Source organism: Bradyrhizobium sp. SZCCHNGR1005, assembly GCF_032489995.1.
Taxonomy (GTDB): Bacteria; Pseudomonadota; Alphaproteobacteria; order Rhizobiales; family Xanthobacteraceae; genus Bradyrhizobium.
Window position 1 is genome coordinate 146,611 of sequence record NZ_JAUEZC010000006.1, and the last position, 21,912, is coordinate 168,522.

The following is a 21,912-nucleotide window of genomic DNA, read 5'->3' on the forward strand; positions in this document are numbered from 1 at the left end:
CCGCCTCGCGGCGTAGCAGCGGAGTCCCATGAAGCGGTTGAAAGCAGTGCCACGCTGGTTCGCGCGCAGGTTCGGTTATGCGCGGCTGGTCTGCCTCGTGCTGCTGACGGGGTGTGCGGCCCTGCGGCTCGCCGATCCTGCGCCGGTCCAGGAAGTGCGCGTGCGCACCTTTGACAATTTCCAGGCGCTCCGGCCGCGTGTGAAGACGATAAGGCCGGTCACGATCGTCGATATCGATGAGGCCAGCCTTGCCAGCCCGAAGCTTGGGCAGTGGCCGTGGCCGCGAACGCGGCTTGCGGAGATCGTTACCGATCTGACGCGGCTGGGTGCCGTCGTGATCGCCTTCGACGCTGTATTCGCCGAGCCGGACCGGCTCAACCCCGATATCGCCGCCGATACCTTTCCGGATCTCGATGAAGCGACGCGCGACAAGCTGCGAGCCTTGCCGTCGAATGACCAGGTGTTCGCGGATGCCTTGCGCAAGTCGCTCGTCGTGCTCGGCGAATCCGGCGGTCCCATAGTGCAGAGCAATCTCGACAAGACCCTGCCGGTCACCGGTCTTGCGGTCCGCGGCGCGGAGCCGCAGTCGTTCATGTGGAATTTTCCCGGGCTGTTGCGCAACCTGCCGGTGATCGAGCACGCGGCTGCCGGCCGCGGCCTGTTTACCATCAAGCCGGAGCGCGACGGCATCATCCGCAGGGTGCCGATGATCATGGTGGCCCAAGGCGTGGTCATGCTGTCCTTGAGCTTCGAGATGCTGCGGGTCGCGGGCCGTTCCGATACGATCCTGACCAAGGCGGATGAGGGTGGCATTATCAGCCTGTCGTTCCCGGGCCTGGTGATCCCAACCGACGCCAATGGCCAGCTCTGGCTGCATTATGCGCCGCACGATCCCTCGATCTATGTGTCGGCGATCGATGTGCTGGAAGGCCGCGTCCCACCGGAGAAGATCCAGGGCAAGCTGGTCTTGATCGGCACCTCCGCCACCGGCCTCAACGACATCAAGACCACGCCGGTGTCGCCCGCCATGCCCGGAGTGGAGGTGCATGCGCAAGTCCTGGAAAGCGCATTGACCGGCGGCATCGTCCGGCAGCCGAACTGGGGCTTCGCGGCGGAGTTCTTCGTTGCGGTGACGTTGGGGCTGCTGGTCATCGGCTTCGCGCCGCAGCTCGGGGCGGTCACGCTGGTCGTCGCGGGCGGCGTGTTCGCGACATTGCTGATCGGCATCTCCTGGTACTGCTACACGCAGTATCGGCTCTTGATCGATTTCACCTATCCGATGTTCTCGACCACGGCGATCTACCTGACGCTGATCTTCGCGAGCTTCGTGCGCGAGCAGAGCCAGCGGCGGCAGATCCGTTCGGCGTTCGGGCAATATCTGTCGCCGGCATTGGTCGAGCAGCTCGCGCATTCGCCGGAGAAGCTCGTGCTCGGCGGGGAGGAGCGCGAGATGACCATCATGTTCTCCGACGTGCGTGGCTTCACCACGATCTCGGAGAGCTACAAGCACGATCCGCAAGGATTGACGCGGCTGATGAACCGCTTCCTGACACCGCTCACCAATGCGATCCTGCTCCGCAAGGGCACGATCGACAAATATATGGGCGATGCCATCATGGCGTTCTGGAACGCGCCGCTCGATGATCCCCAGCATCAGCTGAATGCCTGCGAAGCGGCGCTCGACATGCTGGAGCGGGTCGATGCGCTGAACAAGGAGCGTGAAAGCGAGGCCGAGCATGGCGGCCACGTCTACATCCCACTCAATGTCGGCGTCGGCCTGAATACCGGCACCTGCGTGGTCGGCAATCTCGGCTCCGACCTCCGCTTCGACTATTCAGTGCTGGGCGACAGCGTCAACCTGGCGTCGCGCCTCGAAGGCCAGTCGAAGGAATACGGCTTTCCGATCATCGTCGGCTCGAAGACCGCACTCGCGGTCAAGGACAGGCTCGCGATCCTCGAACTCGACTTCATCATGGTCAAGGGCAAGAAGGAGCCGGAGGTGATCTACGCCATCACCGGCCGCGAGGATGTGATGTATTCCGAACGTTTCCAGCAGCTGCGCAATCTCACCATCGAGACGCTGGCAGCCTATCGCAGCCGCGATTGGGAGGAGGCGCTGGCGGCGATCGCGCGCGGTCGCAAGACCAGCCATGGCGACGAACTGGCGAAGCTTTACGACCTTTACGAAGTGCGAATCCGCAACTACCAGATCAATCCGCCGCCGGAAGATTGGAACGGCGCCTACGCATTGCTGACGAAATAACAGGTGCTCCGATTCCGATGTCGCAGCGGTCGCGGCGGATCTCGTTGGCGATTTTCGGTATCAATGCGCAGCCGAACTTCGAAAGCCGGACCTAGCGGCGCTTGTTAGCTGCCGCGCGATGACAATCATTTGCAGACAACGTAAGCCGAGTAGGGTGGGCAGCGCGTGCTGCGCCCTTCTGCCGGGGCGTGGCGAGTGGAGTGCGGCGGCGGGAGGCTTCGCTTGGCGCGCGGCAGCTTGCCCGGATCGTGTTTCGATGACGATGGGGCGATCACACCTGCAGGTCCGTTGGATGATGTCTGGGCGTCCACGGCCACGAGCTTGCTGATGAGCGCGAGCACGACGACCGTGAGCTTGACGGCACGATAATGCGTGCTGCGCTGCAGGATCGGTACAGGGATAACGCGATCGAACAGATGTCTAGCACTTCGCGTTTGTTGCCTGGCTGCAACAGCGGGACAAGAAGCATCTTGCATCATGTGAGGTCGGGTTGTGCGAATCCGGGCGAATTCATAGCATAACTCTACTCATGATAGAAATTGCTGCAGATGGGGGCATCGATGCAGTGTTCCGAGGACAAGAGTGCGGCTGCTCTGATGCAAAGAAGGTCGGCATGGGGGTCGATCAAGCATTTCTCTCTACCGGTCACGAGCGGCCTCATCGCGGCTGCGGCCTCTGTGCTCGGGGTCGGCGCGGTCTCGGCCGCGGATCTTCCGGTCAAGGCGCCGCCTCCGCCGGTTTCGCTGTGGGAGTTCGAGGTCGGTGCTCGCTATTTCTACAGCTCGGGCCGCACCCGCTACACGCTGGGCGATCCTTTCGTCGCTGGTCAGATCAATTCCCAGCTGACCTACAAGAATCTCAACAGCCATGCCGGTGAGGGCTTCGCCAGGGTCGATCACAATATCGGCTTCTTCGCTAAGGGCTTTGCAGGCGGCGGAAACATCTTCAACGGTACGCTCAACGACGAAGACTATCCGCCGGCGGTCATTCCATACTCGAACACTGTCAGCGACGTGAACAGCGGCAGGCTTTGGTACGGCACGATCGACGCCGGTTATAACTTCTGGAGAGGGCCGGCGTTCAAGGTCGGCGGCTTCGTCGGCTACAACCATTTCTACGAAACTGTCAACGCATACGGATGCGTTCAGGTTGCGACCAATCCGTTCATCTGCGGTTTCGATCCTGTTGCCGGAGGCGTGCTGGTGCTCAGCAAGACCGAGCACTGGGACTCGCTTCGCGTGGGGTTGAACGGCGTCTTCAAGCTCGGCCAGAACTGGAACGTCACTCTCGATGGCGCTGTTCTGCCCTACGTCCGTCTGACCGGCTTCGATAATCACTGGCTGCGGCCCGACATCAACCCGCTTCCGCAGTCCGGAAATGGCTGGGGCTATCAGCTCGAGGGCATCGTGTCATACGACGTGACGCGAAATTTCAGCGTCGGCGTCGGTGGCCGCTATTGGTACGCCCGGACGACCAGCGGGACCACGCAATTCCCAGGAGTCCCGGGATCGCCCACGACATTCAGCTACGAGCGGTACGGCGGCTTTCTCCAAGCGTCGTACAAGTTCGACTCGGGCGCGTTGGTCGCCGGCAAATGAAATATTGGCTGTCGTGCTGAAGAAGCCCGGCAGATGGCCGGGCTTCTTTGCGCGTGCGACGGCCGTCGGCGCGGACAGTTACTCCACGCCGATCGTCGTCAGGTCCTGGAACCAGTGCTGCGCCTGCACGAACTTCTTGATCTTCGGCGACAGCGCATGCGGGTTGGTGTCGTGCACGACCCACACCAGAACGGCATCGTCCACGACCAGCGCATGCGCCTGGGCGATCAGCTCGTCCTGCTTGGTCGGATCGAAGGTCTGCTTGGCCTCGTTGATCAGCGCATCCACTTTGGGATTCTTGTAGCCGCCCCAGTTGACGCCGACCGGCGCGATCTGGTCCGAGGCGAAGAAGCGCACGATCGCGTAGAGCGGATCAGAGGTGACGTAGGCAATGTTGTTGGCAGTGATGCCGGCGTTCATCTCGTCGGCCGCACCCTTGCGCCAATGCGTATAGAGGGTTTCGAGCTCGACCACCTTGAAGTCGATGTCGATGCCGATCTCCTTGAAGCTCTGCTGCAGGAATTCGTTCATCGGCAGTGACAGCATCTGTCCGGTGCCGCCCTGTGCGATGATGAAAGTCGTCTTCAGCGGCTTGTTCTTGGAGTAGCCGGCTTCCTCGACCAGCTTCTTCGCTGCGGCAAGATCATATTTGAGGTCGAAGGTTGGCTTTCCGAACCACGGGCTCGACGGGTCGACCTGGCCCTTGGCGGGCTTGGCGAGGCCGTTCATCAGCCCGACCACCGCGTCGCGGTCGATCGCGAGATTGAGCGCCTTGCGCAGCCGGATGTCGGTCCAGGGCGAACCCGGCAGCACACTCAGGTGATAGTTCCAGACGTGCGGCGTGATGTTGTCGACGATCTTCATGCCGGCGGCCTTGAGCTGCGGCACGGCATCCGGTGCCGGCGTCTCGATCAGGTCGACCTGACCGGCGAGCAGCGCGTTGGTGCGGGTCAGCGCTTCCGGCATCGGCACCAGCACCAGCTTGTCGACTTTCGGAATCCTGTTCTTGTCCCAATAGTCGGGGTTTTTGCTGAGCTCGGCGAGCTCGCGCGGCACCAGCTTGGTCAGCTTGAACGGGCCGGTACCGGAGGGCTGGCTGGCGAACTTGTCCCAATCCTTGCCGAGTTTCTCGTATTGCGCCGGGCTCGAAATCAGGAACCAGAGCATCTGGTAGGGGAAGAAGGAGTCGACCGTCTTGGTCGTGATCTCCACCGTATAATCATCGACCTTGGCGTAGCTGGCGACTGAAGGCAGGCGGGTCTTCACCTGGGCGCTCTGCCGCTTGTCGAACTGCGGTGCCTTATCATTGAGCACCTTGTCCAGATTCCAGATTACGGCGTCGGCATTGAAGTCGCTCCCATCATGGAACTTGACGCCCTTGCGCAACGTGAAGCGCCATTTGGTCTTATCGGCATCGCTGACCTTCCACTCCGTGGCGAGTCCGGGAATCAGCTTGCCGGGCTTGTCGCCGGTGCTCATGTCCCACGCCACCAGCGGATCGTAGATCGTATAGCCGGTAAACTGATAGGCCCCGGCGCCACGGTCGGGCTGGCCGGTGGTCAGGGGAATGTCGGCCATCGACATGCCGTAGCGCACGACGGTCTCGGCGCTTGCTGAAAGCGGGGATAGGCTGATCGCCAATGCGGCGGCAAGCAGCGAGAGTCGGTGACGCATGCAGGAAACTCCGATCGGAATGGGGTGATATCAGCGAGAATCGCTCGAATTTGACCGGCCCAAAGCTGCAAGCCCGATGCCAAGCGGTGGCCGAATTCGTTTGAGTACAAACGAGTGTGATCAATCGCCGCAGCTGCCCCGAAAATGTCCTCCTTGGCACAGGCGTTGCATACAGTGCTCAACAATTAGCCAGCCAAATTGGAGATTGATATCGTGCTGTTGCGCTTAGTGAATTCCCCGAACGGTCGTGCAGCCTTTGCGGCCGCGATGCTGGCGACGGTTTCGCTTGCCATGTTGCCGGCGCGGGCTGGCGCGGAATCCGTTCTGCGCATCGGCATGACCGCGGCCGATATTCCGCGCACGCTTGGCCAGCCGGACCAGGGATTCGAAGGCAATCGCTTCACCGGCGTCACCATGTTCGACAGCCTGACGATGTGGGACCTGTCGTCGGCGGAGAAGCCCAGCGTGGTGATCCCGGGCCTCGCCACCGAGTGGAAGATCGATGATGCCGACAAGACCAAGTGGATCTTCAAGCTGCGTCCTGCCGTCACATTCCACGATGGCTCGCCGTTCAATGCCGATGCGGTGGTGTGGAACGTCGAGAAGGTCCTGAAGCAGGACGCGCCGCAATTCGATGCGAGCCAGGTCGGTGTCACGGCCTCGCGCATGCCGACGCTGGTCTCGGCGCGCAAGATCGACGATATGACCGTGGAGCTGACGACGAAGGAGCCGGACAGCTTCCTGCCGATCAATCTCACCAACCTCTTCATGGCGAGCCCTACGAAGTGGCGGAAGTTCTATGATGCCGCGAGTGGAGATGCGAAGGCCAAGTCGCAGGCAGCTTGGGATGCGTTCTCGAAGGATGCCTCGGGCACGGGGCCTTGGATGATGGCGAAATTCACGCCACGCGAGCGGCTCGAGTTGGTCAAGAACCCGAACTACTGGGACAAGGGGCGCATCCCGCGTGTCGACAAGATGGTGCTGCTGCCGATGCCGGAAGCCAATGCGCGCACGGCGGCGCTGCTGTCGGGGCAGGTGGATTGGATCGAGGCGCCGGCACCCGATGCCTTGCCCGAGATCAAGCAGCGCGGATTCAAGCTCTACGCCAATGAGCAGCCGCATGTCTGGCCCTGGCAGTTCTCCCGCGTCGAAGGTTCGCCCTGGAACGACATCCGCGTCCGCAAGGCGGCCAATCTCTGCATCGACCGCGAAGGCCTGAGGGACGGTTTGCTGGCCGGCCTCATGGTGCCGGCGACCGGCACGTTCGAGCCGGGGCATCCCTGGCGCGGCAACGTGACCTTCCAGATCAAGTACGACAAGGCCGCGGCGCAGAAGCTGATGCAGGAGGCCGGCTACGGCCCGAACAAGCATCTGGAGGTGAAGGTGCAGACCTCGGCCTCCGGCTCCGGCCAGATGCAGCCGCTGCCGATGAACGAGTATCTGCAGCAGGCGCTCGCCGAGTGCTATTTCGACGTCAAGCTCGACGTGATCGAGTGGAACACGCTGTTCACCAATTGGCGGCGCGGCGCCAAGGATCCGTCGGCGAACGGTGCTAATGCCACCAACGTGACCTATGCCGCGATGGATCCGTTCTTCGCGCTGGTGCGCTTCCTGCAGTCCTCGATGGCGCCGCCGGTCTCGAACAATTGGGGCTACATCAACAATCCGAAGTTCGACGAGCTCGTGAAGAAGGCGCGCCAGACCTTCGATCCGGCCGAGCGCGACAAGGCGCTGGCCGAGCTGCACGCGGCCTCGGTCGACGATGCGGCGTTCCTCTATGTCGCGCACGACGTCGGACCGCGCGCCATGAGTCCAAAGGTGAAGGGCGTGATCCAGCCGAAGAGCTGGTTCATCGACTTCTCGCCGATCTCCGTGGAGCCATAGGTCTCATGTGCTGCTAACCCGCTCCTCTTGCGCCGCTGCGCTCCCTCCTCCCTTGCGGGGGAGGGTTGGGGAGGGGGGGACTCCGGCGGCAGTCTTTTGTGGACCCCACCCCCGCCCCCTCCCCGCAAGGGGGAGGGGAGCTGAAGCAACGTCTCCCAAGGGAGATGAGAAGAACTCAGGTGATACGTGCTTACTTACGTTGCCAGGCGGAGCGTCTATGCGATCCCGATCGTTCTCGGAGTCGCGCTGGTCTGCTTCATGCTCGTCCACATCACGCCCGGTGACCCGCTGGTTGCGGTGCTGCCGGCCGACGCATCGCAGGAGCTCGCGCAGCAATTGCGTGCGGCTTATGGCTTCGATCGTCCGCTGCCGGTGCAGTTCGGGCTGTGGCTGTGGCGTGCCCTCCATGGCGATCTCGGCAATTCGATCGCGACCGGGCGTCCAGTGCTCGCGGAGGTGCTGCGCGCGGTCTCAAACACCGTGACGCTCGCGATCGCAGCTGCGATCATCGGCTTTTCGCTCGGCCTGTTCTTCGGCCTGGTCGCCGGCTACTTCCGTGACACCTGGATCGACAAGGTCGCGACCTCGATCGCGATCGCCGGCGTGTCGCTGCCGCATTATTGGCTCGGCATGGTGCTGGTCATCATCTTCTCGGTCGAGCTGAACTGGCTGCCTGCGGTCGGCGCCGGTCCGTCCGGCTCAGGCGCATGGTCATGGGACTGGGCGCATCTGCGCTATCTGGTGCTGCCGGCAATCACGACCTCCGTGATCCCGATGGGCATCATCACGCGCACGGTGCGCGCACTCACCGGCGACATCCTCAGCCAGGATTTCGTCGAGGCCTTGCGCGCCAAGGGCCTGCGCGAAACCCAGGTGTTCCGTCACGTGCTGAAGAATGCCGCGCCCACCGCGCTTGCGGTGATGGGGCTGCAGCTGGGATACATGCTCGGCGGTTCGATCCTGATCGAGACCGTGTTTTCCTGGCCGGGCTCGGGGCTGCTGCTCAATTCCGCGATCTTCCAGCGCGACCTGCCGCTGTTGCAGGGCACGATCCTGGTGCTCGCGATGTTCTTCGTGATCCTCAACCTGCTGGTCGATATCGCGCAAGCCGCGATCGATCCGCGCATCAAGCGGGGATAGCGATGAGCGTCACTCCGTCGAGCACAATGCCCGATGCGGTCGTCCAGGCCGCGCCCGTTGCCAAAGGGCGCGGCTATTGGGCCACGGTCGGCCGCCGTATCGTCCGGGACAAGGTCAGCATGATCTGCGTCGCGGTCCTGCTGCTGATCTTCGTCTCCGCGCTGGTCGCGCCATGGCTCGGGCTGGCCGATCCTTATCAGGGTTCGATGATCCGCCGCCTCCGCCACATCGGCACGCCGGGCTATCTGCTCGGAACCGATGAGTTGGGCCGCGATATGCTGGCACGGCTGATCTATGGCGGACGGCTGTCGCTGCTGATCGGCATTTCGCCGGTGATCTTCGCCTTCGGCATCGGCACCGGCCTCGGTCTCGTCGCCGGCTATGTCGGCGGCTGGGTCAACACCGCGATCATGCGCACGATCGACGTCTTCTATGCCTTCCCGTCTGTGCTGCTGGCGATCGCGATCTCCGGCGCGCTCGGCGCCGGCATCGTCAATTCGATCGTCTCGCTGACCATCGTGTTCGTGCCGCAGATCACGCGGGTGGCCGAAAGCGTCACCACCGGCGTTCGCAATCGCGATTTCGTCGAGGCGGCGCGCGCCTCCGGCGCCGGCCCCTTCACGATCATGCGCGCGCACATGCTGGGCAATGTGCTCGGGCCGATCTTCGTCTACGCGACCGGGCTGATCTCGGTGTCGATGATCCTGGCCGCGGGCCTGTCCTTCCTCGGCCTCGGCACCAAGCCGCCGGAGCCGGAATGGGGATTGATGCTGAACACGCTGCGCACTGCGATCTACGTCAACCCCTGGGTGGCGGCGCTGCCGGGCGTCATGATCTTTGCGGTCTCGATCTGCTTCAATCTGCTCAGCGATGGCCTGCGCAGCGCCATGGACATCCGGAGCTGATGAGATGAGCGAGAGTGCTTCCATCGCCCACAGGCTGGAGCCGATCGAGGATCGCGGCGGCGCGGCGCAGCCGCTGCTGCAGGTCAATGGCCTCACCAAGCATTTCCCGGTGCGCGGCGGTCTGTTCGGCGCGCGCAAGACGGTGCGCGCGGTCGACGATGTGTCCTTCGCGATCCGCAAGGGCGAGACGGTCGGCATCGTCGGCGAGTCCGGCTGCGGCAAGTCGACCACCGCGCGGCTTCTGATGCAGCTGATGGACCGCGATGCCGGCGAGATCATCTATGACGGCATGCAGGTCGGGCACGAGCTCTCGTTGCGCGAGCTGCGGCGCGGCATGCAGATGGTGTTCCAGGACTCCTATGCCTCGCTCAATCCCCGCCTGACCATCGAGGAATCGATCGCGTTCGGTCCGAAGGTGCATGGCATGGCGGACCGACCGGCGCGTGCACTGGCCCGCGAGTTGCTGGGCAAGGTCGGCTTGCGCCCGGAGACCTTTGCGAACCGTTATCCGCATGAGATTTCCGGCGGCCAGCGCCAGCGCGTCAACATCGCGCGGGCCTTGGCATTATCGCCCCGCCTGGTCATTCTCGATGAGGCGGTGTCCGCGCTGGACAAATCGGTCGAAGCGCAGGTGCTCAACCTGCTGATGGACCTGAAGCGCGAATTCGGTCTGACGTATCTCTTCATCAGCCACGATCTCAACGTCGTGCACTACATCTCGGATCGCGTGCTGGTGATGTATCTCGGCGAGGTGGTCGAGCTCGGTCCGGTCGAACAGGTGTGGGCACGGCCTGCGCATCCCTATACGCGCGCGCTGCTCGCGGCGATGCCGTCGTCCGATCCGGACAAGCGCACCGAGGTGCCGCCGATCTCAGGCGATCCACCGAACCCGATCGATCCGCCGCCCGGCTGCCGGTTTCACACCCGCTGCCCGTTCGCGGAGCCGCTCTGCGCAAATGCCGCACCAAAATTGACCGAGCTCGATAGAATGGGGCATCAGGCCGCCTGTCACATGGCGGTCCCGGGATCAGGCCATAGCCGTGCGCCCTGAGAGACGAAGAGAACGAGAGAGCGAATGACCAAACCCACCCCACAAGCTGTGAGCGCGATCGCGGAGGTCGTAGGCCTTCCTGTCGACAAGGACGTCGCGACGCGAATCGCCAATTCGGTCGGGCCGGCCTTCGAAGGCTTCGCTCCGATTGCCGGCACCTTGCCGATGGATCTGGAGCCCGAAAGCTTTGTCGTGGCGCAAGCGATCAAGGTGGCGCGATGAGCACCGAGCCGGCCTTGATGACGCTCACCGAGGTTGCGAAAGCGATCGCCGCCAAGCAGCTCTCGTCCTATGAGGCGACGCGCTCCTGTCTGCACCGCATCGCGCAGTGGCAGCCGCATCTCAACGCCTTCATGGCGATCGAGTCGGAGCCCGCGCTGAAGGCGGCGGCCGAGGCCGATGCGGAGCTGGCCAAAGGTCATATCAAGGGCCCGCTGCATGGCGTGCCGCTCGCGCATAAGGACATGTACTACGACGCCGGTCACATCGCGACCTGCGGCTCCTTGATCCGGCGCGATTTCGTCGCCACCACGACCTCGACCGCGCTGCAGCGGCTGAAGGATGCCGGCGCCATCAGGCTCGGCACCCTGCAGATGGCGGAGTTTGCCTATGGCCCGACCGGCCATAACGCGCATTACGGAGCGGTGCAGAACCCCTGGAAGCTCGGCCACGTCACCGGTGGCTCGTCCTCCGGCTCCGGCTCCGCGGTGGCCGCACGCCTGACCTTCGCGGCGCTCGGCTCCGACACCGGCGGCTCGATCCGCATGCCCGCGCATTTCTGCGGCGTCACCGGGCTCAAGGTCACCTGGGGCCGCGTCAGCCGCGCCGGTGCGATGCCGCTGTCGCAATCGCTCGACACGGTCGGCCCGCTGGCGCAGACGGCGGAGGATTGCGCGCTGCTGCTCGGCTTGATGGCGGGGCCTGATCCGGAGGATCCGACTGCGAGCGCGGCTCCGGTCCAGGATTACGTCGCGGCCACGGCGGCCTCGATCAAGGGTCTCAGGATCGGCGTGCCGAAATCGTTCTATGTCGATGACCTCGATGCCGAGGTGGCGCGGGCGCTCGATGCGACGATTGCGCTGCTGAAGACCGAAGGCGCCGACGTCGTGCAGGTCGAACTGCCGGACCAGCGGCAGCTGTCTTCCGCGTGCCAGCTGGTGCTGGCGGTCGAGGCGGCCGCCTTCCACAAGCGCTGGATGATCGAACGTCCGCAGGATTACAGCGCGCAGGTGCTGATGCGGTTGCAGAACGCGCTCGCGATCCCGGGCGTCACCTATCTGGAGGCGCTGCGCTGGCGCGGCGCCGCCCTTGCCGCGCATGTCGCGGCGACGGCAAGCCTCGATGCCGTGATCGCACCGGTGGCGCCGGTCATCGCGCCTTCGATCGTCGAGAGCGACGTCGGCGGCGCGCCCGGCGCGGAAGCGGTGATCCAGCGGCTGACGCGCTTCACCCGTCCGGTCAACTATCTCGGCCTGCCGTCGCTGGCGATCCCGACGGGCTTCACGCCGTCGGGCCTGCCGGTCGGCATGCAGCTGATCGGACGTTCCTTCGACGAAGCGACGTTGCTCACGATCGGCGCCGCGTTCCAACGCGCCACCGACTTCCACGCCAGGGTGCCGAGCCTGCCATGAGTAGGACTGGTATATGCTGCCGCGTCGCTTCACCCTCCCCTGGAGGGGGAGGGTCGATTGCGAATGTAATGAGCAATCGGGGTGGGGTGACGGCCTCTCCTCTAGCTCGCAAGTCAATGGGGGCCTCACCCCACCCCGTCTCGCATTCCGCTGCGCTTCATGCGAGCCGACCCTCCCCCTCCAGGGGGAGGGTGGCAGTTCGCCTGAGCAACGTTGCCAAGCCGCTCCGATCACCAGTTGACATAGCCCTCTCATGACCCCTCTCGTCGAGATCAAGAACCTCAGCATCCGCTTCACCGGCGAGCGCACGGTTCACGCCGTGAACGATGTCAGCCTCACGCTCGGGGATGGCGAGGTGCTTGGGCTGCTCGGCGAATCCGGTTCCGGCAAGAGCGTGACCTTGCGGGCGCTGATGCGGCTCTTGCCGAAGAAGCGCACCCAGATCACGGGCAGCGTCAACGTCATGGGACGCGACGTGCTCGCGCTCGACGACGAGGAGCTGTCGCAGTTCCGTGGCCGTACGGTCTCGATGATCTTTCAGGAGCCGGGGCTTGCGCTCGATCCGGTCTATCCCATCGGCCGGCAGATCGCCGAAACAGTGATGCGCCATGAGGGCAAGAGCTATGCGGACGGGCGCGCCCGTGCGCTGGAAATGCTCGATGTGGTCCGCATTCCCTCCGCCAAGCGACGGCTCGATTCCTATCCGCACGAGATGTCCGGCGGCATGCGCCAGCGGGCGATGATCGCGCTGGCGCTGGCGTGCCGCCCGAAGGTGCTGCTGGCGGACGAGCCGACCACGGCGCTCGATGCCACCGTCCAGATCCAGATCCTGCTCCTGTTGCGGGAACTGCAGCGCGAGTTCGGCATGTCCGTCATCTTCGTCACCCACGATATCGGGGTGGCGATCGAGATCTGCGATCGCGTCGCAGTCATGTATGCCGGCCAGATCGTGGAACAGGGCGGCCTGCGCGACATCGTCCGTACGCCCGTGCATCCTTACGCCCGTGGGCTGCTCGCCTCCACGATCCACGGTGCGAAGCGCGGGGAGCGGCTGCAGACCATCCCGGGCACACCGCCCTCGCTGGACCAGGCGCCGCGCAGCTGTTCCTTCGCCCCGCGCTGCAGCCTGGCCGAGGCGCGCTGCACCGAGGCGCTGCCGCCGAACGTTCCGATCGCATCGGATCATCTGGCGCGCTGCGTTCTGGCGGCGCAGGCGCCGACTGTTGCTGCGACGTAACGGTCGGCAACAAAGCCGTGCTGTAACACGTTACAAGCATTCACCGGAGTCGTCGGTTGGCCCGCGCCAGTTTATGGTCGCGCAGCCGAGCAGTCTGCGATGCGATGTGAGGACGTGCCATGTACGTGTCCAATGAAGGTATTTTGGTCATTCTGTTCGTCGGCCTGGTGGCAGGCTGGCTGGCCGGCAAGATCGTGCGCGGGACCGGCTTCGGTATTATCGGTGACATCGTCGTCGGTATTTGCGGCGCGCTGATCGCGAGCCTCCTGTTCCCCCGCCTTGGCATTCGTCTCGGGGTCGGTCTGGTCTCGGAAATCGTCTATTCGGCGCTTGGCGCCGTCATCCTGCTGCTGGTCGTTCGCCTGGTCCGGACCGGCGGCCGGCTCTAATTATGCGTATCTTTGCATGGTGCTGAACATTTCATCCGATCGCGCGACAGAGTGCTAACGCACGTTTACGTTAATCGCCGCGGCGTTGGACGCCTGTGACGGAAATCAGTATGAATCGCGGAGCGTACCGCTGAGCTCGTTCGCCGGCGGTGCTGCTGCCCAGTTGAAGAGATGGGATTGATGGCGGCCGCACCTGGTGTGAGGCATTCCGAACTCAGCGACGCATTGCGCAGCTGCCGTAGCGCCTTCCTCGGCGTCGGTGTGATGAGCTGCATCATCAATCTTCTCTACCTCACCGGCTCGATCTTCATGCTCGAGGTCTATGACCGCGTGCTGCCGAGCCGCAGCGTGCCGACCTTGATCGGTCTCGTACTGCTCGCCGCAGGCCTCTATCTGGCGCAAGGCGTGCTCGATCTGATCCGCGGCCGGGTTCTCGGCCGGATCGGAACCGCGCTGGACGAGAGCTTGAACGCGCGCGTGTTCGACACCATCGTCCGGCTGCCGCTCACGGTCGGCCGGCGCAATGAGGGACTGCAGCCGCTTCGCGATCTCGACAATGTCAGGGCGTTTCTCGGCAGCCAGGGCCCGAGCGCGTTTTTCGATCTGCCATGGCTGCCGCTCTATCTGGCGATCTGCTTCGCCTTCCACGTGCTGATCGGCGTCACCGCTCTGGCCGGGGCGATCGTCCTGGTGATCCTCACGCTGGTCACCGAATATCTGACCCGAGAGCCGGCCAAGCAGGCGATGGGGCTGGCGGCCCAGCGCAACGATCTCGCCACTGCGAGCCGCCGCAACGCCGAGGTCCTGGTCGCGATGGGCATGGCCGGCCGGCTGCTGCAGCGCTGGAGCGAGACCAACGAGAAATATCTCGCCGGCAATCAGCGCGCCAGCGACGTCGCCGGCGGGCTTGGCGCGATCGCGAAGGTGCTCCGCATGATGCTGCAATCATCGGTGCTGGCCGTCGGCGCCTATCTCGTCATCCATCAGGAAGCGACCGCCGGCATCATCATCGCGAGCTCGATTCTCAGCGGGCGGGCGCTGGCGCCGGTGGACCTCGCGATTGCGCATTGGAAGAGCTTTGTCACGGCGCGGCAGAGCTGGCGGCGGCTCAACCAGCTTCTGCAGGCGATGCCGGCCCGGCCGGCGCCGACCCTGCTGCAGCCGCCCGCGAGCCGGTTGTCGGTCGAGGGCATCTCGATCGCGGCGCCCGGGGACCAGAAGGTCGTGGTACAGGACGTCACCTTCGCGCTGTCGGCCGGCCAAGGGCTCGGCATCATCGGGCCAAGCGCGTCCGGCAAATCCTCGCTGGTGCGGGCGCTGGTCGGGGTCTGGCGGCCGGGGCGCGGCCATGTCCGGCTCGATGGCGCCGCGCTCGATCAATGGAGCTCCGACGAGCTCGGCCGCCACATCGGGTATCTGCCGCAGGATGTGGAGCTGTTTGCCGGCACGGTCGCGCAAAACATCTGCCGCTTCGATCCGCAGGCCTCGGCAGACAGCATTATTGCCGCAGCCAAGGATGCCGGCGTCCATGACATGATCATCAAGATGCGCGACGGCTACGATACGCAGGTCGGCGAGCAGGGCGCCGCGCTTTCCGCCGGTCAGGCGCAGCGGGTCGCGCTGGCGCGTGCGCTCTACGGCAATCCGTTCCTGATCGTGCTCGACGAGCCCAATTCCAATCTCGATACCGAGGGCGACGAGGCTTTGACGCGCGCGGTCCGCGCAGCGCGGGGACGCGGTGCGATCGTGGTGGTGGTGGCGCACCGTCCGATCGGGATCGAAGCGGTCGATCAGATCCTGGTCATGAAGGACGGCCGCATGCAGGCGTTCGGGCCGAAGGAGACGGTGCTGGCGCAGGTGCTGCAGCCACGGCCCACGGCGCCGATCAAGATCGTCTCCGAGGCCGGGTAGCGACGTCGTGAGCAGCCAAATCCTGAACAGCCAATTCGTCGCCGGGCCCGCCATCGGCAGTCGGACGCACAGCGTGCGCCGCTCGATCCGGCTGCACCTGATTGTGGGGCTCGCTGTCGTCGTCGTGCTGGCCGGCGGCCTCGGCGGTTGGGCTGCGACGCAGCAGATCTCCGGCGCGCTGATCGCGCCGGGCCAGATCGTCGTCGAGTCCAATGTGAAGAAGGTGCAGCACCCGACCGGCGGTGTGGTCGGCGAACTGCGCGCGCGCGACGGCGACGTGGTCAAGGCCGGCGACATCCTGGTCCGGCTGGACGACACCGTGACCAAGGCGAGCCTTGCTATCGTCACCAAGAATCTGGATGCGCTGTGGGCCCGTGCCGCCCGGCTGGAAGCCGAGCAGCGCGGTCTCGACCGGATCACCTTCCCGCCGCAGCTTCTCATGCGCGCTGGCGATCCCGACGTCAAAAGCCTGATGGCGAGCGAGAGCAAGCTGTTCGAGGTACGGGTCACCGGCCGCACCGGTCAGAAGGCGCAACTGCGCGAGCGCGTCACCCAGCTCAACGAGGAGGTCGAGGGCCTCACCGCGCAGGTGCAGTCGAAGGACCAGGAGATCTCGCTGGTCATGAAGGAGCTGGAAGGCGTCCGCCAGCTCTATGATCAGCATTTGGTGCAGATCTCGCGCCTGACCGCCTTGGAGCGCGATGCCGCGCGGCTGAACGGCGAGCGCGCGCAATACATCGCATCGCGTGCCCAAACCAAGGGCAAGATCACCGAGACCGAACTGCAGATCATTCAGGTCGACAAGGACATGGTGAGCGAGGTCTCCAAGGACCTGCGCGAGACCAACGACAAGATCGGCGAGTTCGTCGAGCGCAAGGTCACGGCCGAGGACCAGCTCCGCCGCGTCGACATCCGCGCACCGCAGGATGGCATGGTGCTGCAGTCGACCGTGCATACGGTGGGCGGCGTCGTCACCGCAGGCGACGCCATCATGCTGATCGTGCCGCAGAGCGACGATCTGCAGGTCGAGGCCAAGGTCAACCCGCAGGACATCGACAAGCTGCAGGTCGGGCAGAAGACGCTGCTGCGGCTGTCGGCGTTCAACCAGCGCACCACGCCGGAATTGAACGGCATCGTCAGCCGGGTGTCGCCCGACGTGACAACCGAACAGCGCACCGGCCAGAGCTACTACACGATCCGCGTCTCGATGCCGCCGGAAGAGGTCGCGCGGCTCGGCGACGTCAAGCTGATTCCGGGCATGCCGGTCGAGGCCTTCGTCCAGACCGGCGACCGCACCGTGCTGTCCTACCTGATGAAGCCGCTCAGCGATCAGCTCATGCGCGCGTTCCGGGAGAAGTAGTCAGCCGCACGACGGCGAGCTACTGATCCAGCCGCTTCAACAGCAGCTCGAGGGCGCTCTTCGCAAACGCCTGCATGTTGGCCTGCCGATCGCTGCTCGCGGTCTCCAGCGTGACCGCAGTGGTCTCGTTGCCCGCCACCGCAAAACAGCTATGTCCGGCGGCGTCGCTATAGCGGTTGCCGGTCGGTCCGGCTGCGCCGGTCTCGGACAGACCCCAATCGGCAGAGAACCGCTCGCGGATGCGCTCGGCCAAGAGCTTCGCGTAGATCTCCGAGGCCGAGCGGATGCCGCGCATCGCGTCGTCCGGAATGTCCATCAGGATGCGCCTTGCCTCGCGCGTGTAGACGACCGCGGAACCGAGAAAATATGCGGACGCGCCGGGGACGGCGAGCAGCGCTGCTGAGATCAGCCCGCCGGTCGAGGATTCCGCGACCGCTATCGTCTGCTTGCGCGCGACAAGCCGGCGCGCAACCTCTTCTGCAACGGTGACGAGATCATGCATCACGACATCATGCATCACGATTGCCTCGACGTGTCCGCGGACGGAGCACGGCGGCTCCGTCCGCGAAGGCTCATGCAGTCACCGCATCGCGGACTTCCACAGTCCGGCCGCCGCTGCGATAGACCGTCAATGCGGCGATGATGCCGAGCACGGCCGCAAACATCAGCCAGAAGCCGGGCGAGGCCTTGTCGCCGGTCTTTTCGATCAGCCAGGTCGAGGCGAACGGCGTGAAGGTGCCAAACAGCGCAGCCGCAAGCGCGAAGGCCAGCGAAAAGCAGGTGGTGCGCACATGGGCCGGAACGATCTCGACCAGGGCTCCGAGCATGGTGCCGCTATAGGTGCCGAAATAGAATGAGAACATCATCTCGACTGCCAGCATCTTGCCGAAGGTGGGCGCCGATACCAGCCAGTGCAGCGCCGGATAGGCTGTCAGCAGCGACAGGGTTGCGATCGCGAGCAGCACAGGCTTGCGGCCGTAACGGTCGGACAGGGCGCCGCCGACCGGATTCCAGATGAAATTCGTGACCGCGACCAGAAGCGTGACCAGCAGCGCGTCACCCGTCGACAGCTTCAGCACGTTCTTGCCGAAGGTCGGCGTGTAGACGGTGACGAAATAGAACGTCGTCGTGGTCAGGATCGCGATCATCATGCCGAGCAGCACGATGCGCCAGTTGGCGAGCGCAGAGGCGAACACTTCGTGTGCCGTCGGGTGCTTCTTCATCGCGAGGAACGCCGGAGTTTCCTCCAGCGTCCGCCGCAGGAAGAAGATCAGCGGGATGATCAGACAGCCGATGAAGAACGGGATGCGCCAGCCCCAGGCTGCCACGGTCGCTGCCGGCATGGATTCGCTGAGCAGATAGCCGAGGATCGCAGCGACGAAGATCGCAACCTGCTGGCTCGACGACTGGAAGGACGTGTAGAAGCCGCGATGGCCGGGCGTGGCGATTTCCGACAGATAGACCGACACACCGCCGAGCTCGACGCCCGCGGAAAAGCCCTGCAGCAGGCGACCGAGCAGGACGATGATCGGCGCGGCGACGCCGATGCTGGCATAGCTCGGGCAGAAGGCGATCACGACGGTGCCGATCGCCATGATCGACAGCGTCACGATCAGGCCCTGGCGACGGCCGATACGGTCGATATAGGCGCCGAGCACGATCGCCCCCACGGGCCGCATCAAGGCGCCCAGCCAGAACACGCCGAACGTATTGAGAAGCGAGGCGGTCTCATCGTGAGAAGGGAAGAATGCCTTGCCGATTGCGCTCGCATAGAAGCCGAACAGGAAGAAGTCGAACTGCTCGAGGAAATTGCCGCTGGTCGCGCGCATGATCGCGCCGATACGTGATTTGATCGTAGCCGGCTGAGTTGTCGTGGTCTGCGACATCTGGACTCGCTCCTCCCGTCGAATGGCCCGTGCGGAAGAAGATCTTCGCCAGCCGTGATGATGACCTGAGGCTATTTGCCACGCCCTCGTGGCTGGGCCAACCGGAAAACAATGCGGCGGCGCAGCATAGGCAAAGCAGTGCGATGCTCAGGCCTTGTTTTGAGCCGCCGCTTTCAGCCAGGCACGGAACGCCCGCAGCTTCGGCGGATCGGTCCGGCCTTCCGGCGCGACGAGATAATAGCCGGCGTCCACCGGCAACGCGATCTTGAACGGCACGACGAGGCGGCCTTTGGTGATGTCGTCCTGGACATAGGATGTGCGGCCGATTGCAACGCCGAGTCCGTCGATCGCGGCCTGGATCGTCATGAAGATCAGGTCGAAGCTGACGCCTCGCTGCTTCGAGATCGATGCGGGCAGTCCGGCAGCGGTCAGCCACAGCCGCCAGTCATCATCATAGCTGCTGTGCAGCAGAGTGTGATGGGCAAGGTCCTCAGGAGAGCGCAGCGGTTTGCTGCCGTTCAGGAGCGCCGGGCTGCAGACCGGAAACAGCTCATCCCCCATCAGCCATTCGGAGCGCACACCCGGCCAGTGCCCCCTGCCGTAACGGATAGCGGCGTCGACATCCTCGGTTGCGAAATCGACCAGGCTGCTGGAGGTGGTGATGCGCACGTCGATCTCGGGATGGATCTCCTGGAAAGTTGAGAGTCGGGGCAGCAACCATTTTGCCGCGAGTGAGGCCATGGTGGAGACGGTCAGCACCTTGCCACCGTCTCTGCGCACCAGCCGCTCGGTCGCGAGGCGGAGGTCATCGAATGCGGCCCGCACCAGCGGCAGGTAGTCGCGCGCTTCGGGGGTCAACGCCAGGCTGCGGTTCTGCCGCACGAACAAGCGGACCCCGAGCTCATCCTCCAATCGCTTGATCTGATGGCTGACCGCGGTCTGGGTCACGTTCAGCTCGGAGGCGGCGCGGGTGAAGCTCAGGTGGCGCGCCGCGGCCTCGAACGCGCGCAGGCCATTGAGCGAGGGCAGGCGGGCGAGCCTTTGCGTCAGCTTTTGCATGAATTTATTTCATCCGAACCGGTACAAAGTGTCGTTTGTAGCCGACGGAAGCGCGGCAGATATTGCACGGGAAGTTAATTGCAGGAGGCTCTCATGTCTACTTGCGTCCCTCACACAATGACAAATCATCATGCGCTCGGGGCACTGGCCGGATTTGCCGCCCTGCTTCAGCTCTGGCGCGATCGCTCCCGGACCCGGCACGAGCTGGCCGGTTGGTCCGAACGCGAATTGCATGATCTCGGTCTGTCGCGCAGCGATATCGCCGCCGAGATCGACAAGCCGTTCTGGCGGGCGTGATCAAGCCGCCGCGCCGGAGAGCGTCATGTTTCAGCCGAAGCTCGCCGAAGCCACCGGGCATCCCGACGTCATCCATACGCGCCGTGGTGAGAGAGTCGCGTTGCGCTTTGTCGCGCCTGCCGATGCCGACGATCTGCAGGCCTATGTGCGCTCGCTGAGCTCACGCTCGCGCAACAATCGCTTTCTCGGCGCGATGAGCGAGTTGCCGAAGGCCGTGCTCGACGATTTCGTCGATACCGGGAGGGATGACCGCTTCACCTTGATCGCGACGATGGATGGCGTTGGCGGCGAGGGGATCGTCGGCGAGGCGCGCTATGCGTTGCATGCCGAGACTCGCGGTCTCGAGTTCGGGCTCTCGGTCCACGATCGCTGGCAGGGCCACGGCATTGGCCCGGCGCTGCTCAAGAACCTGGAAAGCCGTGCCGCGGCGCTCGGCGCCGTCAGCCTGTTCGGCGATACGCTGCGTACCAACGAGGTCATGATCGCGGTGGCGAAGGCGGCTGGTTTCGTCCTGCATCAGCATCCGCAGGACTGGACCCTGGTGCGGTTCGAGAAGCCGGTGGCGCTTGATCCGGCCGCGGGCTGCACCAGTTTGCGCCTCGTTGCGAGCCCAACCCGTGGGGTAGAGGCGTCATTGCGAGGAGCGTAAGCGACGACGCAATCCAGAATTGTCGATCAATGCCGGGCTGCCTTGCGAAGGCTGCCATCCGGCTCGCCTTGCGTGGACCGGATGGTGCGCAATGACGACTCAGAAATTCTCCACCCAGGGCCGCAGTTCCATTTCCCAGGTCCAGGCGCTGCGCGGCTGCTGCAGCACGCTCCAATAGCTCGCCGCGATCGCGTCCGGATCGAGCATGGAGTCGGGGCGGTCCTGGGCCTCTTGCCTGGCCGCACTCCTGATGCCGCCGTCGATCACGAAATGCGCCACATGGATACCCTGCGGCGCCAGCTCGCGCGCCATGCTCTGGGCCAATCCGCGCAGCGCGAACTTGCCCATCGCGAACGGGGCTGACTGCGCGTAGCCTTTCACGCTGGCCGAGGCGCCGGTGAAGAGGATGGCGCCATGCTTGTTCGGCAGCATCCGTTGTGCCGCCTGTTGTGCCACCAGGAAGCCGCCGAACGCGCTGACCGCAATCGACTGCTGCACGTCGGCGGGGACGAGATCGACCAGCGGGCCGCGCGCGCGGGCGCTCGCATTGTAGACCACGAGGTCGGGCGTCCCAAGCTCGCGCTCGACCAGCCCGAACAGCCGCTCGACCTCTTCCGCATTGGCGGCGTCGCAGGCGAAGGCGCGCGCGCCGGTCTCGTTGCACAGTGCGCCGAGCTTTTCGGTCTTGCGGGCCGCCAGCGCGACGCGAATCTTCTCGCGGGCAAACAGCCGCGCCAACGAGGCGCTCAGGCCTTCACCGGCGCCGACGATCAGGGCGATCTTGTAGGTCGGGATGTCCATCGGGCTCGTCCTTCTCGAAAGCGGCAGAGGCTGAAAGCTAATGCACCCGCGGCCGGCTGCCTATGGCGCTTCGGCGAAATATTTCCGTGCGGCGGAGCCGGCGTTGACGAAAGTTCGAACGCCGCTTCCACCAGCCGTTCTGGCGTCGCGGCGTCGAACATGGTCTATTTCGGCGAA

Annotated in this window: 19 protein-coding genes; 14 read left to right on the plus strand and 5 right to left on the minus strand. The window is 64.5% G+C overall.

Going from position 1 to position 21,912, the window contains the following annotated elements:
* Window positions 1-28 precede the first annotated feature (28 nt).
* The gene (locus QXZ85_RS24385) at window positions 29-2,263 is read left to right on the plus strand and encodes an adenylate/guanylate cyclase domain-containing protein (protein WP_315768968.1); all 2,235 of its coding nucleotides are present in this window, start codon (window positions 29-31) and stop codon (window positions 2,261-2,263) included.
* 596 nt (window positions 2,264-2,859) lie between these two features.
* Window positions 2,860-3,861 (plus strand): hypothetical protein, encoded by a 1,002-nt coding sequence (locus tag QXZ85_RS24390; protein WP_315702834.1) that lies wholly within the window; start codon window positions 2,860-2,862, stop codon window positions 3,859-3,861.
* Between the two features lie 78 nt (window positions 3,862-3,939).
* Here QXZ85_RS24390 and QXZ85_RS24395 read toward each other — a convergent pair whose 3' ends face one another.
* A complete protein-coding gene (locus QXZ85_RS24395; RefSeq protein WP_315702835.1) occupies window positions 3,940-5,535 on the minus strand; it encodes an ABC transporter substrate-binding protein in 1,596 nt (531 codons plus the stop codon).
* A 267-nt stretch (window positions 5,536-5,802) separates the two neighbouring features.
* Here QXZ85_RS24395 and QXZ85_RS24400 point away from each other — a divergent pair, with 267 nt between their 5' ends.
* The 10 genes from QXZ85_RS24400 to QXZ85_RS24445 all read left to right on the plus strand — a co-directional run bounded on the left by QXZ85_RS24400 (window position 5,803) and on the right by QXZ85_RS24445 (window position 17,043).
* The gene (locus QXZ85_RS24400; protein ID WP_315768976.1) at window positions 5,803-7,419 is read left to right on the plus strand and encodes an ABC transporter substrate-binding protein; all 1,617 of its coding nucleotides are present in this window, start codon (window positions 5,803-5,805) and stop codon (window positions 7,417-7,419) included.
* Between the two features lie 186 nt (window positions 7,420-7,605).
* Complete coding sequence (locus QXZ85_RS24405; RefSeq protein WP_315702836.1) at window positions 7,606-8,559, plus strand: ABC transporter permease; 954 nt, start codon at window positions 7,606-7,608, stop codon at window positions 8,557-8,559.
* Between the two features lie 2 nt (window positions 8,560-8,561).
* Window positions 8,562-9,464 carry an ABC transporter permease gene (locus QXZ85_RS24410; RefSeq protein ID WP_315702837.1) on the plus strand — a complete coding sequence of 301 codons (903 nt, stop codon included), beginning with the start codon at window positions 8,562-8,564 and terminating at the stop codon, window positions 9,462-9,464.
* A 4-nt stretch (window positions 9,465-9,468) separates the two neighbouring features.
* On the plus strand, window positions 9,469-10,515 hold the full coding sequence (locus QXZ85_RS24415; RefSeq protein WP_315702838.1) for an oligopeptide/dipeptide ABC transporter ATP-binding protein: 1,047 nt from the start codon (window positions 9,469-9,471) through the stop codon (window positions 10,513-10,515).
* Window positions 10,516-10,539: 24 nt separating this feature from the next.
* Window positions 10,540-10,737, plus strand: a complete 198-nt coding sequence (locus tag QXZ85_RS24420) for a hypothetical protein (protein WP_315702839.1) — start codon at window positions 10,540-10,542, stop codon at window positions 10,735-10,737.
* The gene (locus tag QXZ85_RS24425) at window positions 10,734-12,146 is read left to right on the plus strand and encodes an amidase (RefSeq protein ID WP_315702840.1); all 1,413 of its coding nucleotides are present in this window, start codon (window positions 10,734-10,736) and stop codon (window positions 12,144-12,146) included. The genes QXZ85_RS24420 and QXZ85_RS24425 overlap by 4 nt, the downstream gene beginning before the upstream one ends.
* A gap of 253 nt (window positions 12,147-12,399) precedes the next feature.
* Entirely contained in the window at window positions 12,400-13,383 is a 984-nt protein-coding gene (locus tag QXZ85_RS24430) for an ABC transporter ATP-binding protein (protein WP_315747589.1), read from the plus strand.
* A gap of 119 nt (window positions 13,384-13,502) precedes the next feature.
* Window positions 13,503-13,772, plus strand: a complete 270-nt coding sequence (locus QXZ85_RS24435; protein WP_315702842.1) for a GlsB/YeaQ/YmgE family stress response membrane protein — start codon at window positions 13,503-13,505, stop codon at window positions 13,770-13,772.
* 180 nt (window positions 13,773-13,952) lie between these two features.
* A complete protein-coding gene (locus tag QXZ85_RS24440) occupies window positions 13,953-15,683 on the plus strand; it encodes a type I secretion system permease/ATPase (protein ID WP_316175023.1) in 1,731 nt (576 codons plus the stop codon).
* A 22-nt stretch (window positions 15,684-15,705) separates the two neighbouring features.
* The gene (locus QXZ85_RS24445) at window positions 15,706-17,043 is read left to right on the plus strand and encodes an HlyD family type I secretion periplasmic adaptor subunit (protein WP_315745332.1); all 1,338 of its coding nucleotides are present in this window, start codon (window positions 15,706-15,708) and stop codon (window positions 17,041-17,043) included.
* A 19-nt stretch (window positions 17,044-17,062) separates the two neighbouring features.
* On the opposite strand, the gene QXZ85_RS24450 is transcribed toward QXZ85_RS24445, so the two are convergent.
* The 3 genes from QXZ85_RS24450 to QXZ85_RS24460 form a co-directional block, all read right to left on the minus strand.
* Window positions 17,063-17,545 (minus strand): CinA family protein, encoded by a 483-nt coding sequence (locus tag QXZ85_RS24450; RefSeq protein ID WP_315703186.1) that lies wholly within the window; start codon window positions 17,543-17,545, stop codon window positions 17,063-17,065.
* Between the two features lie 70 nt (window positions 17,546-17,615).
* On the minus strand, window positions 17,616-18,929 hold the full coding sequence (locus QXZ85_RS24455) for an MFS transporter (protein WP_315702844.1): 1,314 nt from the start codon (window positions 18,927-18,929) through the stop codon (window positions 17,616-17,618).
* 147 nt (window positions 18,930-19,076) lie between these two features.
* Entirely contained in the window at window positions 19,077-19,988 is a 912-nt protein-coding gene (locus tag QXZ85_RS24460; protein WP_315702845.1) for a transcriptional regulator GcvA, read from the minus strand.
* Window positions 19,989-20,105: 117 nt separating this feature from the next.
* On the opposite strand from QXZ85_RS24460, the gene QXZ85_RS24465 reads away from it, so the two are divergent.
* Together QXZ85_RS24465 and QXZ85_RS24470 are read left to right on the plus strand one after the other, a co-directional pair.
* Window positions 20,106-20,285 (plus strand): DUF1127 domain-containing protein, encoded by a 180-nt coding sequence (locus QXZ85_RS24465; RefSeq protein WP_409977457.1) that lies wholly within the window; start codon window positions 20,106-20,108, stop codon window positions 20,283-20,285.
* Window positions 20,286-20,310: 25 nt separating this feature from the next.
* Window positions 20,311-20,934 (plus strand): GNAT family N-acetyltransferase, encoded by a 624-nt coding sequence (locus QXZ85_RS24470; protein ID WP_315702847.1) that lies wholly within the window; start codon window positions 20,311-20,313, stop codon window positions 20,932-20,934.
* Between the two features lie 99 nt (window positions 20,935-21,033).
* Here the strand turns inward: QXZ85_RS24470 and QXZ85_RS24475 are convergent, their stop codons facing one another.
* Complete coding sequence (locus QXZ85_RS24475; protein WP_315702848.1) at window positions 21,034-21,735, minus strand: SDR family NAD(P)-dependent oxidoreductase; 702 nt, start codon at window positions 21,733-21,735, stop codon at window positions 21,034-21,036.
* Between the last annotated feature and the right edge of the window lie 177 nt (window positions 21,736-21,912).

Bases quoted from the DNA above. Each gene is read 5' to 3' on its own strand.
- QXZ85_RS24410 (WP_315702837.1), top strand. From the start codon at position 8,562: ATGAGCGTCACTCCGTCGAGCACAATGCCCGATGCGGTCGTCCAGGCC.
- QXZ85_RS24455 (WP_315702844.1), bottom strand. From the start codon at position 18,929: ATGTCGCAGACCACGACAACTCAGCCGGCTACGATCAAATCACGTATC.
- QXZ85_RS24395 (WP_315702835.1), bottom strand. From the start codon at position 5,535: ATGCGTCACCGACTCTCGCTGCTTGCCGCCGCATTGGCGATCAGCCTA.
- QXZ85_RS24475 (WP_315702848.1), bottom strand. From the start codon at position 21,735: ATGGACATCCCGACCTACAAGATCGCCCTGATCGTCGGCGCCGGTGAA.
- QXZ85_RS24400 (WP_315768976.1), top strand. From the start codon at position 5,803: ATGCTGGCGACGGTTTCGCTTGCCATGTTGCCGGCGCGGGCTGGCGCG.
- QXZ85_RS24385 (WP_315768968.1), top strand. From the start codon at position 29: ATGAAGCGGTTGAAAGCAGTGCCACGCTGGTTCGCGCGCAGGTTCGGT.
- QXZ85_RS24430 (WP_315747589.1), top strand. From the start codon at position 12,400: ATGACCCCTCTCGTCGAGATCAAGAACCTCAGCATCCGCTTCACCGGC.
- QXZ85_RS24465 (WP_409977457.1), top strand. From the start codon at position 20,106: ATGACAAATCATCATGCGCTCGGGGCACTGGCCGGATTTGCCGCCCTG.
- QXZ85_RS24390 (WP_315702834.1), top strand. From the start codon at position 2,860: ATGCAAAGAAGGTCGGCATGGGGGTCGATCAAGCATTTCTCTCTACCG.
- QXZ85_RS24450 (WP_315703186.1), bottom strand. From the start codon at position 17,545: ATGCATGATCTCGTCACCGTTGCAGAAGAGGTTGCGCGCCGGCTTGTC.
- QXZ85_RS24470 (WP_315702847.1), top strand. From the start codon at position 20,311: ATGTTTCAGCCGAAGCTCGCCGAAGCCACCGGGCATCCCGACGTCATC.
- QXZ85_RS24435 (WP_315702842.1), top strand. From the start codon at position 13,503: ATGTACGTGTCCAATGAAGGTATTTTGGTCATTCTGTTCGTCGGCCTG.
- QXZ85_RS24415 (WP_315702838.1), top strand. From the start codon at position 9,469: ATGAGCGAGAGTGCTTCCATCGCCCACAGGCTGGAGCCGATCGAGGAT.
- QXZ85_RS24460 (WP_315702845.1), bottom strand. From the start codon at position 19,988: ATGCAAAAGCTGACGCAAAGGCTCGCCCGCCTGCCCTCGCTCAATGGC.
- QXZ85_RS24440 (WP_316175023.1), top strand. From the start codon at position 13,953: ATGGCGGCCGCACCTGGTGTGAGGCATTCCGAACTCAGCGACGCATTG.
- QXZ85_RS24420 (WP_315702839.1), top strand. From the start codon at position 10,540: ATGACCAAACCCACCCCACAAGCTGTGAGCGCGATCGCGGAGGTCGTA.
- QXZ85_RS24425 (WP_315702840.1), top strand. From the start codon at position 10,734: ATGAGCACCGAGCCGGCCTTGATGACGCTCACCGAGGTTGCGAAAGCG.